Consider the following 13,396-nt stretch of genomic DNA (forward strand, 5'->3'; position numbering starts at 1 on the left):
GCTCTTTCTAATAATGAAAATTTTGGGCGAAGGTAATGTCAGCACCACAGGTGATGTCAGCACCACAGGTGATGAATAATCTTTTTAAGGAGGAAATCCAATGGAAAAGGTAATTGAAATGAAGGGCATAACAAAGATTTTTCCAGGAACCATTGCCAATGACAACATAAATTTTGAACTATTAAGAGGCGAAACACACGTTCTTCTTGGTGAAAATGGCGCAGGAAAAACAACCCTTATGAATATTCTCTATGGTCTATATAAACAAGAAGAAGGCGAGATTTATGTAAGCGGTAACCTAGTGAATATATCTACTCCAAATGATGCTATCAAGTTAGGTATAGGAATGGTTCATCAACATTTTATGCTTGTACATAATTTTACTGTTGCGGAAAATATTGTGTTGGGTATTGAACCTAAAAAAGGATTCAAAATTGATATGGGCAAAGCGATACATGATGTTAAAGAAATTTCAGAAAGGTACGGTTTTGCAATAGACCCAAGCGCGGTTATAGAAGATATTTCTGTAGGGCAACAACAAAAGGTAGAGATACTAAAGGCGCTATATAGAGGTGCACAAATTTTAATATTAGATGAGCCTACAGCAGTTTTAACACCAAAGGAAATTGAGGAACTCGGAATCATAATTGAAAATCTTGAAAAAGAAGGAAAATCCGTAATACTGATAACTCATAAATTAAAAGAGGTTATGAGTATGAGTGATAGAGTTACTATAATTAGGCGAGGTGCAGTAACTGGAACAGTAAAGACTAAAGAAACAAGTATAGACGAATTAGCGCAGCTTATGGTAGGCAGAAAAGTTAATCTAACTGTAGAGAAAAATCCTGCTCAAATTCGCGGCGAAATATTGAAAATTGAAAATCTTTGTGCAAGTGATCACAGAGGATTACCTGCAGTACAAAATTTAAACTTAGCAGTATATGGTGGAGAAATTCTTGGGATAGCTGGTGTTGATGGAAATGGTCAATCTCAATTGTTAGAAGTTTTAACTGGACTTCAAAAGCCTAAGAGTGGAAGCATTATAATAAACGGTAAAAATACATATGGTAAGTCACCAAGAGATATTATGTCAGTAGGTGTTGGCCATATACCAGAAGATAGGCATAAAAGAGGGCTTATATTAGATTATTCTCTATTTGAAAACTCAGTGCTTGGAATTCATAAAAATGCACCCTTCAGTAAAGGCATAGTTATGAATTACAAAGAAATTAGAAAACACTGTGATGAACTTATTAGCGAATTTGATATTAGAACTCCAAATGCAGATGTAAATGCGGAATCATTATCAGGTGGTAATCAACAAAAACTTATAGCAGCTAGAGAAATTTCAAAAGATCCGGAATTATTAATAGCAGCACAACCTACGAGAGGTCTTGACGTTGGTGCAATTGAATATATTCACAAAAGATTAGTTGTAGAACGTGATAAGGGTAAGGCGATTTTATTAGTATCATTAGAACTTGATGAAATAATGGCATTATCAGATAGAATTGCCGTAATGTATGATGGCAGAATAGTAGATATACTCGATAGATGTGATGCAACAGAGAAAAAACTTGGTATACTTATGGCTGGTGGTAATCTAAATAAAACACCGGAAGGAGCTAAAGATAATGAATAAAGTAGAAAGTGAAAATAGTAATTTTGTAAGTATAGCAAAAAATATCATTAAAACACTTGCTTTCCCTTTCTTTTCTATAATCGTTTCTATATTTGTTGCTGTATTCTTTGTAATGTGGGCAAAAGGATATTCTATATTACAATACTTTTCAGCTTTAGGTGATTTATTTGGACTTATATATAAAGGTGGGTTTGGTAATACTAGAGTAACCTTCGTTACCCTTTCAGAAGTTACTCCATTAATATTTACAGGAGTTGCAAATGCTGTAGCATTTAAATGTGGATTATTTAATATAGGTGTTGCTGGTCAATTTATACTTGGAATGATGGCAGCTGCTGTTGTTGGAACATTGCCAGGACTAAATCCAGTAATTCATATAGTTTTAGTTATTTTAGCAGGACTTTTAGCCGGAGGAGTATGGGGAGCAATCCCGGGATATTTAAAGGCTAAAGTAGGCACTCATGAAGTTATTAACACAATTATGATGAATTATATATCTATGGCTTTAGCCAATTTTATTATTTTAAGAACTAGTTTTGGAGTGGAAGGTAAAGCAAGTACTCCTAATATACAAGAGAGTGCAGAAATTCATAGGTTTGTTAGCGGTAGTGGAGCTAATATTAGTATATTCCTTGCCATAGCAGTAGCTATCTTTATATTCTGGTTATTATGGAAAACCACTGTTGGTTACGAAATAAGAGCAGTTGGTATAAATCCACATGCTGCAGAATATGGTGGGATTAATGTAGCGAAAAATACTGTTTTGGCTATGGTGATTTCTGGTGCAATAGCCGGAGTTGGTGGGGCAACGCATGTTGCAGGCGTGCTTCATAATGCAAAAGATTTCATGGCACTTCCCTCTTATGGGTTTGATGGAATTGCAGTTGCTTTACTTGCAAAGAGCAATCCTATTGGATGTATAGCATCTGCTTTATTATTTGGAACATTAAATAGTAGTTCTAGAACCCTTCAATTAAACGGAATACCAAAAGAAATAGTTTATTTAATTCAAGCTATAATTATTATATTTGTAGCAACAGATTATATTGTTAAATACTTCTCTGAGAAGAAAAAGAAGGGGGCGATTACAAATGAGTAGTGTTATTTTAATTAATTTGTTTGCGCAAACTTTAAGAATAGCTACGCCTCTAATTTTTGCAGCACTGGGTGGTATATTTTCAGAAAAATCAGGTGTGGTTAATATAGGCCTTGAAGGTATGATGGTAATAGGCGCTTTCTTTGCGGTATATGGAAGTTACACCACTGGAAGTCCAGCAATGGGAATACTTTTTGGAGTGATAGCAGGGGGTGTTTTGGGATTAATACACGCTGTGCTAAGCATACATTTGCGTGCAGATCAAGTAATTTCAGGTACTGCTATAAATCTTTTTTCGACGGCCCTTGCGAGTTTCTTAATATTTAAGTTATTTGGTGGTAAAGGTGGCCAAACAGATATAGTAACAGGACTTTCATATAACATACCGGATTGGATTAAAAATATACCAATAATAGGGAATTTGATATCGCAGCTAAACTGGTTTGTAATACTCGCGATTATTTTAGTATTTGTTTCGCATTATATACTATATAAAACACCTTTAGGACTTAGAATTAGAGCTGTAGGAGAACATCCAAAGGCGGCTGATACTTTAGGAATAAATGTTTATAAGATAAGATATTTATGTGTTATTTTATCAGGAATGCTAGCAGGGCTCGGTGGAGCAGCATTATCCCTGGGAATAACACCACTTTACAGAGAAGGAATGGTTGCAGGACGTGGATTTATTGCCTTAGCGGCTGTTATTTTCGGTAATTGGAAACCTTTCGGAGCGCTTGGGGCTAGTTTGTTATTTGCCTTTGGTAGTGCATTTAATATTTTTGCACAGGGACTTAGCTGGAATTTACCTACAGAAGTATATGATGTTATTCCATATGTACTTACCATGATTGCACTTGCAGGATTTGTTGGAAAAACAACAGGCCCCCTTGCGAGTGGTAAACCATATGTTAAAGGATCTAGATAATATTTTAAAAATAAAAAATCTTAGCTTACGTTTTCTGCTGTTGTAGAAATTTGTGCTGAGATTTTTTATTTTTATTTCTAGCTTAATGCATAATCTAGGTTTATATCATTAGCTATGTTATAATATTTATAATATGAGAGGTACATGAAAATAAATAGCAACCAAAGATGAGGTGATAATAAAATGAACATTAATTTTGGTTTAAATTTGATTCAAGAACAAAAATTAATAATGACTCAAGAAATGCAAATGTCTGTTAAACTTCTTCAAATGTCAGCGTATGAGCTAGGACAATATGTAAATAAAGAGATGCAAGAGAATCCAGTGCTGGAGGAAAAAGACTTGCAAAACCACAAAAGTAATAACAATAATGAATTTGATTATAAAGAAATAATTAAATATCTTGGCAAGGATGATTATAAAGTAAAGAGCTATGCTGCAAAGAATGAAAATGAGGAAATTTCGCCATTTTATTATATTGCAGAGGAAAAATCTCTTAAAGATTATCTTAAAGAGCAAATAGGAGAACTAACGGAGCAGTATGAAATTTTAGAAATATGCAAATATATGGTGGAGAACTTAGATACCAAAGGTTATTTATCGGAAGATTTATCTGATATATGTAGGGAGCTCGGAATAACAAACGAGAATGCTGAAATTGCACTTGAAATTTTCCAATCTTTAGAGCCACAAGGAATTGGAGCTAGGAACCTAAGGGAATGTTTAAGGATTCAATTACATAATCTGGGGATAGATGATGAAAATATTTATATAATCATTGATAAGTATTTAGAATTATTGGGAGAAAATAAATACAATGATATAGCTAAGGAACTAAATGTTAAAATTTCTGAGGTTCAAAAATATGGAGATATAATAAAAACTTTAGAGCCTAAGCCGTCAAGAGGATTTTATACTGGTGAGACGGTTAAGTATATTGTGCCTGATGCTTATATTAATAAAATTGATGACCAATATTTTATTTCTATGAATGAAGATGTACTTCCTAAATTGAATATAAATAGTTTGTATAAAGAAATTATTAAAAATGAAAATGATATAGAAGCTGTAGAATATGTAAAAGATAAAATTAATAGCGCAGTGTTTCTTATTAAAAGTATTGAACAAAGGAAAAACACTGTATATAGAGTTTTGGAAGATATTTTGGCAGTTCAAAAGGAATATTTCGATAAAGGCGCTGAATATTTAAAACCAATGACGCTTAAAAAGATTGCTAACAATTTAGAAATGCATGAATCTACTATAAGCCGTGCAATTAGGGAGAAATATGTTAGTATAAATAACGGGAAAGTCATTAAAATAAAAGACTTGTTTACTAATGGCATTGCGTCAATTGTAGGTGGTGAGGATGTATCCACAACTAATATTAAGAAAACTATTAAAGAAATGGTGCATAATGAGGACCAAAAGAAGCCCTTATCAGACCAAATTATTTGTAATCGATTAAATGTAGAAGGAATGAATATTTCAAGAAGAACTGTAGCAAAATATAGGGAAGAACTTGAAATTAAAAGTTCTTGTAAGCGGAAAAGATTTTAATGTTTTAGCGACCCCGGAGATGATTTAATCATGCCGTTAACAAAATGTTAACATATTTTTTGCAAATACTAATTTAAAAAAGTTAGAATTTCATCTATAATGTTTGTGGGAGCAAAAAATATAAGCTGGGACTTAAAAAGTCCAGAAAGGTGTTCAAGTGGAGAGTATATTGAAATTACAACAAAAGATAGTGCCTGAATTAATAGAACTTCTTGAAAAACGACATGATATATTAAGGACGATATGTTATAATCAACCTATAGGACGAAGAATTTTAGCAGATCAGATGTGTATAAGCGAGAGAATAGTAAGAAATGAAATAAACTTTCTAAAGTCCCAAAACTTGATTGAGGTTAATGCACTGGGTATGTTTATAACAACTGATGGTGAAGAAATTTTAGATCAGTTAAAAGGCTTTATTCATGAGATTAAAGGGTTGTCTAAAATCGAGAATTTTATTGAGAAACATTTGAAGCTACAGCAAGTTATAGTTGTTCCCGGGAACGTTGAAATTGATAAAAGTGTCCTTAAAGAAGTTGGGAAGGTAGCTGCAATTTATGTTATGGATATTATTAAAGATAACAGTATAATTGCAATAACAGGTGGATCAACAGTTAAGGAAGTTATAGATAATTTCTCTAAAAATAACAAATATACCGATGTTTTAGTGCTTCCGGCCAGGGGTGGTATGGCCAGGAATGTAGAAATTCAAGCTAATACTTTAGTGGCTAGGCTAGCAGATAAAATTGGTGGAAATTACGAATTACTACATGTACCTGATAATTTGAGCAATGATGCTTTAAAAACTATAGTAAATGAAAAAAGTATAAAAAGTATAATTGATAAGATTCGAAGTGCTGATATTCTTATTTATGGAATAGGTATCGCCAGTGATATGGCTATGAAAAGAGAAGTACCTGAAAAAGAGATAAAGGAACTTGAAGAATTAGGTGCAGTAGGAGAAGCATTTGGTCAATACTATAATGAATTAGGAGAAATAGTTCATTCTACACCTACTATTGGGGTGAAAAATGAAGATGTTACAGACAGCAAAACACTAATCGCAGTAGCGGCTGGAAAAAATAAAGCTAGAGCCATCATCGCTACTGAAATCAACCGCTTAAGCACTGTTTTAATAATTGATCAAGCGGCTGCGGAAGAAATAGTAAATATTATAGAGAAAAGAGAGTAAACTATATAATGATTTGATTAATGAAAAAATTATATATTTACATATAATTAGGTTAATAAAATTTAGGAGGTTTTGCCAAGATGGTAAAAGTAGGAATTAATGGATTTGGAAGAATAGGAAGAAATGTATTTAATGCACTAGTAAAAAATTATTCAACAGAATTAGAAGTAGTAGGAATTAATGATTTAACAGATGCTGCGACACTCGCACATCTTTTAAAATATGATTCACTTTACGGAAAATTTGACGGAACTGTAGAAGCTAAAGAAAGTGCAATAGTAGTTAACGGAAAAGAAATTAAAATATTTGCAGAAAGAGAACCAAAGAATATTGACTGGAGTTCACTTGGAGTAGAAATAGTATTAGAATCAACAGGATTCTTTACAGATGCTACTAAAGCAAGCGATCATTTATGTGTAAGTGTTAAAAAAGTTCTTATATCTGCACCAGCAAAAAATGAAGATATTACAATAGTTATGGGAGTTAACGAAGAAAAATATGATTCAGCAAAACATAACGTAATATCAAATGCATCATGTACAACAAACTGTTTAGCACCATTTGCTAAAGTTTTAGATAGAGAATTTGGAATAGTTAAAGGCTTAATGACTACAATTCATTCATATACTGGAGATCAAAGATTATTAGATGCTCCACATAGTGATATGAGACGTGCAAGAGCAGCTAACCTATCAATGATTCCAACTACAACAGGAGCAGCAAAAGCAGTAGCATTAGTTTTACCACAATTAAAAGGAAAATTAAACGGATTCTCATTAAGAGTTCCAACTCCAACAGTTTCATGTACAGATTTAGTTTGCGAAGTTTCAAAGAATGTTACTGTAGAAGAAGTAAATGCAGCATTTAAGAAAGCAGCTGAAACTGAAATGAAAGGAATACTTGGTTGTTGTGAAGAACCTTTAGTTTCAATTGATTTTAAAGGAGACGAAAGATCTTCTATAGTTGATGCTATGTCAACTATGGTTATCGAAGGAAATATGGTTAAAGTTGTTTCATGGTACGATAATGAAGCAGGTTATTCAAACAGATTAGCAGATTTAACTAAATATGTTGCAGACAGACTATAAAATTTAATTTTATTATAAAACTGTAGGAAACTGTAAGTATAGTATTAAGGTCTGGTTTTATAGTTAGTCTATGGAACCGGACCTTTTTATATTTTATTAATACAAGGTACATTCAAATAAATAGTAAGATAGTAGTAAATAGTAAGATAGTAGGGTAGTCTATTTATATGAATGTGATTAAATTATAAGAAACTTGTATTATAAACCATATGGGAGGAGAATGTGTATGCAATTCAATAAAAAAACAATCGAGGATATTGAGGTTAAAGGTAAAAAAGTTTTAGTAAGATGCGATTTTAATGTACCATTAAAAGATGGGGTAATTACAGATGTAAATAGATTAGTAGGTGCAATGCCAACAATAAACTATTTGATAGAAAAAGGTGCAAAAGTTATTTTATGTTCACATCTTGGAAAACCAAGTGGAGAACCAAAACCTGAGCTTTCTTTAGCGCCAGTTGCTAAGAAATTAAGCGAAATGTTAAAAAAAGAAGTAGTCTTTGCAGCAGACCCAAATGTAGTTAGTGATAATGTAAAATCTGCCGTATCAAAAATGAAAGACGGAGATGTTCTATTATTAGAAAACACAAGATATAGAAAAGAAGAAACTAAAAATACAGAAAACTTTTCAAAGGAATTAGCGTCCCTTGCAGATGTATTTGTAAATGATGCCTTTGGAACTGCTCATAGGGCTCATTGCTCTACAGTTGGAGTAACACAATTTATTGAGACTTCAGTATGTGGGTATTTAATTCAAAAGGAATTAAAATTTTTAGGGGATACAATAGAGAACCCTGTTAGACCTTTCGTAGCAATTTTAGGTGGAGCTAAGGTTTCTGATAAAATAAATGTTATCGAAAATTTGCTTGAAAAAGTTGATACTTTAATAATTGGTGGAGGAATGGCTTATACATTCTTAAAAGCTGGTGGATATTCTATCGGAAGTTCACTAGTTGAAGAAGATAAAGTACAATATGCTAAAGTTATGATGCAAAAAGCTGAGTCAAAAGGAGTTAAATTTTTAATACCTGTAGATAATATTGTTGCAGATAGATTTTCAGCTGAAGCAGAGCCAGTAGTTACTGAAAGTCAAAATATTGCTGATGGGTTTATGGGACTTGATATTGGACCTAAGACTTGTGAGATGTATAAAGGCGCTATTAGCATGGCTAAAACTATTGTTTGGAACGGACCAATGGGAGTATTTGAATTTGCGAATTTTGCAAAGGGAACAATAGCAGTAGCTGAGGCTATGTCAAAAGTTGATGGAACTACTATAATAGGTGGTGGAGATAGTGCAGCAGCTGTTAATCAATTAGGATTTGGAGATAAAATGACTCATATATCTACAGGTGGTGGAGCATCTCTTGAATTCTTAGAAGGTAAGCTACTTCCAGGAATTGAAGCTCTTACAAATAAATAGTTAAAGTTAAATAAGACATTTTAAATATTTTAATATACATTAATTGTTGTCCAGATAACAATACTAATAATTATTACTTACAATAAAAGAATACTTGGGGGTTTTTTGATGAGAAAAGGTATAATTGCAGGAAATTGGAAGATGAATAAAACTGTAGCTGAGGCTGTAACTTTAATTGAGGAAATGAAACCGTTAGTTAAAGATGCAAAATGTGATGTTGTAGTTTGTCCTACATTTTTATGTTTAGACGCAGTAATAAAGGCAAGTAAGGGTACAAATATAAAGGTAGGAGCTCAAAACATGCATTTTGAAGAAAATGGTGCTTTTACAGGTGAAATTGCACCAGGAATGCTAAAAGATATGGGCGTTGAATATGTTATAATTGGTCATAGTGAAAGAAGACAATATTTCAATGAAACTGATGAAACTGTAAACAAAAAGATTAAAGCTGCTTATAGCCATAGTATTATTCCTATACTTTGCGTAGGGGAAACTCTTAGTGATAGAGAAGGAAATATTACAGAAAAAGTCTTAGCTAGTCAAGTAAAATTAGATTTAGAAGGACTTACAAAAGAACAAGTGGAAAAATTGGTTATTGCTTATGAACCAATTTGGGCAATAGGTACAGGTAAAACTGCAACTGCTGATCAGGCTAATGATACAATTGCATTTATAAGAGCAACTGTTGGAGCTATGTTCGGAGCAGAAGTAGCAGAAAAAGTTAGAATTCAATATGGTGGATCTGTTAAACCAACAACTATAAAAGAACAAATGGGTAAATCAGATATAGATGGTGGATTAATCGGAGGAGCTAGCCTTAAGGCACAAGACTTCGCAGGAATAGTAAATTATTAAGATGTTATAGTAAATGAATCCACTAATGTGGCTAGACTACTTTAGTAGATGCAGCCACTTTAGTGGATTTAGCTACTTTAGTAGATTAATCTACTTTAGTTAGTTAATTATAACTGTGAACTATTGATACATATACATGTATTTTGATTTTAGAAATAACGGATGGGGGAACAAAAATGTCAAAAAAACCAGTAATGCTAATGATTTTAGATGGATTCGGATTATCAAGTAACGTAGATGGAAATGCAGTAGTTGCGGCCAGTAAGCCAAACTATGACAGAATAATAAAGAAATATCCAAGTACGAAATTAAATGCAAGTGGCCTAGAGGTAGGACTACCAGCGGGTCAAATGGGAAATTCAGAAGTTGGCCACTTAAACATAGGTGCTGGTAGAATTATATATCAAGCACTTACGAAAATAACAAAAGAAATTGAAGAAGGAAACTTTTTTGAAAACCTTGCTTTTAATAAAGCTATAGATAAAGCTATTAAGGCAAATTCTTCGGTGCATCTTTTAGGATTATTGTCAGATGGAGGAGTTCACTCTCATATTGATCATTTAAAAGCTTTAATAAAGCTTGCTAAGGATAAAGGTGCTAAAAATGTTTATGTTCATGCATTGTTAGACGGTAGGGATGTGCAACCAGGTTCAGCACTACAATACATAGCAGAACTCGAAGAATATATGAATACAATAGGCGTGGGTAAAATTGCTACTGTATGTGGTAGATATTATGCTATGGATAGAGATAAGAGATGGGAAAGAGTTGAACTTGCATATAATGCTATGGTTTTATCTAAGGGTGAGGAAAATACCTCGGCAATAGAGGCAGTTAAAAAAGCTATCCATGATAATAAGACAGATGAATTTGTTCTTCCGACTGTTATAATGGAAAATAATAAGCCTGTTTCAGCTATAAGTAATAACGATAGTGTAATATTCTTTAACTTTAGACCGGACAGAGCTCGCGAACTTACTAGGGCATTAAATGATAAAGTATTTAATGGTTTTAAAAGAGAAACTTTAAATTTGAACTTTGTATGTACTACGCAATATGATATAACTATAGAAAACGTTGATGTAGCGTATACACCAGAAAGTTACACTAATACGCTTGGAGAATATGTTAGTAAAATGGGTAAAAAACAGCTCCGAATAGCTGAAACTGAAAAATACGCCCATGTTACATTCTTCTTTAATGGAGGTGTTGAGGCTCCGAATGTAAATGAAGATAGAGCATTAATTCCATCACCTAAAGTAGCAACATATGATTTATTGCCAGAAATGAGTGCGCAAGAGGTTACAGAAGAATTATTAAAGAGACTAGAAACAGATGAATACGACATGATTATACTTAACTATGCTAACCCAGATATGGTAGGTCATACAGGCGTTTTTGAAGCTGCTAAAAAAGCTATAGAAACAGTGGATGAATGCCTTGGAAAAATTGTTGAGTGCGTTCTAGGCAAGGACGGTAGCGTATTTATAACTGCAGATCATGGAAACTCTGAACAAATGCTTGATTATTCGTCTGGAAAGCCTATGACAGCACATACTACAAATTTAGTTCCATTCACATACGTTTCAAATCACAGTAATGGTCTAAAAGATAGTGGAATATTGGCGGATATTGCACCAACTATGCTCCAAGCTATGGGACTCAGTATACCAAGTGAAATGACAGGAAAATCTTTAATTAAATAGGTTAAAAAAAACTAAATTGAATAATGTATTATCTAAGATTAACTTAAGTTTCCGTAAAGTATAGGATTAACTTAAGTTAACTTAGGATATAATAACATAGAGAAAAAATTTGGAGGTTAGATAACATGAAAAACTTTATTGAAATAATTGATATTTATGCAAGACAGATTCTGGACTCAAGAGCATTTCCAACTGTTGAAGTTGAAGTAACACTCGAAGATGGAACAATAGCAAGAGCATCAGTACCATCAGGCGCTTCTACTGGCATATTTGAAGCGGTAGAGTTAAGAGATGGAGACAAGGATACATATAACGGTAAAGGAGTTTTAAAAGCCGTTGATAATGTAAACAATCTAATAGCTGAAGAGATAGTTGGAATGAATGTATATGATCAAATAGCAATTGACAAAGCAATGATAGATCTTGATGGTACACCTAATAAGGCTAAACTAGGTGCTAATGCAATTCTTGGAGTATCTCTTGCATGTGCTAGAGCAGCTGCTGAGTCATTAGGACTCGGACTATATCAATATATTGGTGGAGTAAATGCTAAGGTTTTACCAGTTCCAATGATGAACATTATAAATGGTGGAAGCCATGCTGACAATAATGTAGACTTACAAGAGTTTATGGTTATGCCAGTTGGAGCAACTTCTTTTAAGGACGCTTTAAGAATGAGTGCAGAAGTTTACCATTCATTAAAAGCATTATTAAAAACTAAAGGACTAGCGACTGGTGTTGGTGATGAAGGTGGATTTGCTCCAGATTTATCATCAAACGAAGAAGCTATAAAAATTATAATAGAAGCTATAGAAAAAGCTGGATATGTTCCTGGAAAAGATATTTATATTGCTCTTGATCCAGCAGCTTCTGAATTCTTTGAAGATGGAAAATACAACTTAGCTTCAGAAGGAAGAATATTAACTCCAGAGCAAATGGCTGACTACTATGTAGAACTTGTAAACAAATATCCAATTATATCTATTGAAGATGGAATGGCTGAAGAAGATTGGGAAGGCTGGAAGTACTTAACTGATAAAATAGGAGATAGAGTTCAATTAGTTGGAGATGATTTATTTGTAACCAACACTGACAGATTAAAAATGGGAATTGAAAGAAAAACTGCAAATTCAATTCTTATAAAATTAAACCAAATAGGAACACTCACTGAAACACTAAATGCTATAGAAATGGCTGAAAGGGCAGGATATACTGCAGTAGTTTCTCATAGATCAGGAGAAACAGAAGATACTTCAATAGCTGACTTAGTTGTAGCTATGAATGCAGGACAAATTAAAACTGGTGCCCCAGCTAGAAGCGAAAGAGTTTCTAAATACAATCAATTATTAAGAATAGAAGAAGAATTAGAAGAAATGGCTGAGTACAGAGGATTAAAAGCATTCTATAACATAAATAGATAATTAATTAAGGGTATAGTCTTTATAGGCTATACTCTTAAATTTTACAATTCATTGTAAACTGTCTTAGAGTATGCTAAAATAATTATGTATTCGATGAATTGGAGGTGTACACATGCATAGTTTTCTAGTAGTTTTACAGGTTATAACTTCAATTGCTATAATTGTATCCGTTATGATGCAACCTAGTAAATCAGATGGATTAAGTGGCCTTATAGGAGGAACTTCTGAAACTTTTTTTGCGAAAAATAAAACAAAAACAGCAGAATCAGTACTAGTAAGAATTACAGTAGTTTCAGCAATTTTCTTTGCTATAACTACAGTGATGTTAAATTTAGTTAAATAATATACTTATCTAAGTAATAATTTAGGTACAATCAAATAAATATTTTATACTTCACAGCAGTTTATTTAAAAAAATTTAATAAGCTGCATTTTTTTATATGATTTTTAAGTGTTCAGGTGATGAGTAGAGACCCAGTAGATGA

General features: G+C 32.8%; 11 protein-coding genes. All 11 read left to right on the forward strand.

The window, feature by feature from the left end; translation table 11 throughout:
• Nucleotides 1–100 precede the first annotated feature (100 nt).
• The 11 genes from ACWJJT_RS14530 to secG all read left to right on the forward strand — a co-directional run bounded on the left by ACWJJT_RS14530 (nt 101) and on the right by secG (nt 13,254).
• The gene (locus ACWJJT_RS14530) at nt 101–1,642 is read left to right on the forward strand and encodes an ABC transporter ATP-binding protein (RefSeq protein ID WP_462955223.1); all 1,542 of its coding nucleotides are present in this window, start codon (nt 101–103) and stop codon (nt 1,640–1,642) included.
• Nucleotides 1,635–2,741, forward strand: coding sequence for an ABC transporter permease (locus ACWJJT_RS14535; RefSeq protein ID WP_216301895.1), 1,107 nt, complete (start codon nt 1,635–1,637; stop codon nt 2,739–2,741). The genes ACWJJT_RS14530 and ACWJJT_RS14535 overlap by 8 nt, the downstream gene beginning before the upstream one ends.
• Nucleotides 2,734–3,666, forward strand: coding sequence for an ABC transporter permease (locus ACWJJT_RS14540; RefSeq protein ID WP_216301896.1), 933 nt, complete (start codon nt 2,734–2,736; stop codon nt 3,664–3,666). Before ACWJJT_RS14535 ends, ACWJJT_RS14540 begins: the two co-directional genes overlap by 8 nt.
• 189 nt (nt 3,667–3,855) lie before the next feature.
• A complete protein-coding gene (gene rpoN / locus ACWJJT_RS14545; RefSeq protein WP_216302031.1) occupies nt 3,856–5,226 on the forward strand; it encodes an RNA polymerase factor sigma-54 in 1,371 nt (456 codons plus the stop codon).
• Nucleotides 5,227–5,383: 157 nt separating this feature from the next.
• On the forward strand, nt 5,384–6,418 hold the full coding sequence (locus ACWJJT_RS14550) for a sugar-binding transcriptional regulator (protein WP_462955224.1): 1,035 nt from the start codon (nt 5,384–5,386) through the stop codon (nt 6,416–6,418).
• A gap of 80 nt (nt 6,419–6,498) precedes the next feature.
• Complete coding sequence (gene gap / locus ACWJJT_RS14555; protein WP_165412698.1) at nt 6,499–7,506, forward strand: type I glyceraldehyde-3-phosphate dehydrogenase; 1,008 nt, start codon at nt 6,499–6,501, stop codon at nt 7,504–7,506.
• 226 nt (nt 7,507–7,732) lie between these two features.
• Nucleotides 7,733–8,929 (forward strand): phosphoglycerate kinase, encoded by a 1,197-nt coding sequence (locus ACWJJT_RS14560; protein ID WP_462953621.1) that lies wholly within the window; start codon nt 7,733–7,735, stop codon nt 8,927–8,929.
• A 108-nt stretch (nt 8,930–9,037) separates the two neighbouring features.
• On the forward strand, nt 9,038–9,784 hold the full coding sequence (tpiA, locus tag ACWJJT_RS14565) for a triose-phosphate isomerase (RefSeq protein WP_220286094.1): 747 nt from the start codon (nt 9,038–9,040) through the stop codon (nt 9,782–9,784).
• Between the two features lie 176 nt (nt 9,785–9,960).
• A complete protein-coding gene (gene gpmI / locus ACWJJT_RS14570) occupies nt 9,961–11,490 on the forward strand; it encodes a 2,3-bisphosphoglycerate-independent phosphoglycerate mutase (protein WP_216301900.1) in 1,530 nt (509 codons plus the stop codon).
• Between the two features lie 125 nt (nt 11,491–11,615).
• On the forward strand, nt 11,616–12,911 hold the full coding sequence (gene eno / locus ACWJJT_RS14575) for a phosphopyruvate hydratase (protein ID WP_165412702.1): 1,296 nt from the start codon (nt 11,616–11,618) through the stop codon (nt 12,909–12,911).
• A gap of 112 nt (nt 12,912–13,023) precedes the next feature.
• Nucleotides 13,024–13,254 carry a preprotein translocase subunit SecG gene (secG, locus tag ACWJJT_RS14580; protein ID WP_216301901.1) on the forward strand — a complete coding sequence of 77 codons (231 nt, stop codon included), beginning with the start codon at nt 13,024–13,026 and terminating at the stop codon, nt 13,252–13,254.
• Nucleotides 13,255–13,396: the final 142 nt, after the last annotated feature.

The sequence above is a fragment of the Clostridium sp. CM041 genome, from assembly GCF_055081035.1.

What these genes read in the sequence shown, in the direction of transcription:
- ACWJJT_RS14530 (WP_462955223.1), top strand. Translation starts at nt 101, where the DNA reads ATGGAAAAGGTAATTGAAATGAAGGGCATAACAAAGATTTTTCCAGGA.
- ACWJJT_RS14535 (WP_216301895.1), top strand. Translation starts at nt 1,635, where the DNA reads ATGAATAAAGTAGAAAGTGAAAATAGTAATTTTGTAAGTATAGCAAAA.
- ACWJJT_RS14540 (WP_216301896.1), top strand. Translation starts at nt 2,734, where the DNA reads ATGAGTAGTGTTATTTTAATTAATTTGTTTGCGCAAACTTTAAGAATA.
- gap (WP_165412698.1), top strand. Translation starts at nt 6,499, where the DNA reads ATGGTAAAAGTAGGAATTAATGGATTTGGAAGAATAGGAAGAAATGTA.
- ACWJJT_RS14560 (WP_462953621.1), top strand. Translation starts at nt 7,733, where the DNA reads ATGCAATTCAATAAAAAAACAATCGAGGATATTGAGGTTAAAGGTAAA.
- tpiA (WP_220286094.1), top strand. Translation starts at nt 9,038, where the DNA reads ATGAGAAAAGGTATAATTGCAGGAAATTGGAAGATGAATAAAACTGTA.
- gpmI (WP_216301900.1), top strand. Translation starts at nt 9,961, where the DNA reads ATGTCAAAAAAACCAGTAATGCTAATGATTTTAGATGGATTCGGATTA.
- eno (WP_165412702.1), top strand. Translation starts at nt 11,616, where the DNA reads ATGAAAAACTTTATTGAAATAATTGATATTTATGCAAGACAGATTCTG.
- secG (WP_216301901.1), top strand. Translation starts at nt 13,024, where the DNA reads ATGCATAGTTTTCTAGTAGTTTTACAGGTTATAACTTCAATTGCTATA.